The sequence below is a fragment of the Priestia sp. BR_2 genome (genome assembly GCF_041954005.1).
GTDB lineage: Bacteria > Bacillota > Bacilli > Paenibacillales > Paenibacillaceae > Paenibacillus_AQ > Paenibacillus_AQ lautus_A.
In genome coordinates this window covers 1-934 of sequence record NZ_JAVFHM010000099.1, presented here as the reverse complement: position 1 = coordinate 934, position 934 = coordinate 1, and the positions used below count along the sequence as shown (strand labels likewise).

1 protein-coding gene is annotated in these 934 nt (G+C 34.0%); it reads right to left on the bottom strand.

Features of this window, described 5'->3' with window-relative positions:
* The coding region (locus tag RB298_RS02655) for a helix-turn-helix domain-containing protein (protein ID WP_486045619.1) at positions 1-871 on the bottom strand (871 nt) is incomplete at its 3' end.
* Positions 872-934 lie beyond the last annotated feature (63 nt).

Here is a 934-nt window from a genome sequence, read left to right as displayed (position 1 = left end):
CAAATAGAGCCTCAAGTTCTTTTTCTACTAGCTTGACGAATCGCTCATTTCGTTGCAGGGTGAAAATTGTCATAGACTTTTCCATATATTCTTTACCTTGTTCAATTTTACCTAATTTAATTAAGCTCTCTCCTGCTTGGTAATGAAGTTCTCCAAATAAATACATTGATTCATTACTAATGCACAAATCGATTCCTCGATTGCTATATATTAATGATTCATCATAGTTACTCATATCTCCAAGCGTTTTGGCAAGTGCATTTAAAATTCTAATTTTTATATTTTCGTCTTTTGTTTGGGGCAGCTCATTTAAGCTTTTGAGCGCTGTTTGATATGTATCTAGAGCCTGTTCATACTCTTTCTCTTCATAAAGAATAATCCCAATGCTATTTAAAATTTCAATTTCTCTTTCCTTATAAAACGTTGCCGATTGCTTAGTAAGCTCAATCGCTTGGTACATTTTAGACAGCGCATCTTCTTTGTTGTGATGAATGTAATACACGCAAATACCTTCGTGCCACATTAAAAATTGCTTGTTCAGCGGGTTTTGAAACAGAGGACTTTCTTTTTCTTTTACAATGATATTATGAATAGCATCATAATCTCTCTGACGAATATATTGACGAATTAACGATTGAACCGCATCTACGTAATCAAGTCGAGGTGATTCTACACTATCAAAAAAGTAGTTAACATCTACGCCAAGACGCTTAGAAATTTTATAGAGGGTAATGCTTGATGGATATTCTTCACCGTTTTCAATTTTGCTGATTTGCGCTTGTGTACAAATGTCTCTTGATAATTCTTGTTGTGTCAACCCTGCCATTTTGCGAAGGTCTCTCATAACACTCCCAATTCTATACTCTCTCATCTCTTTTCTCACCCTTACTTTCACATAATATATTCTCTCTATAAACATATAGTGCTTTTATTT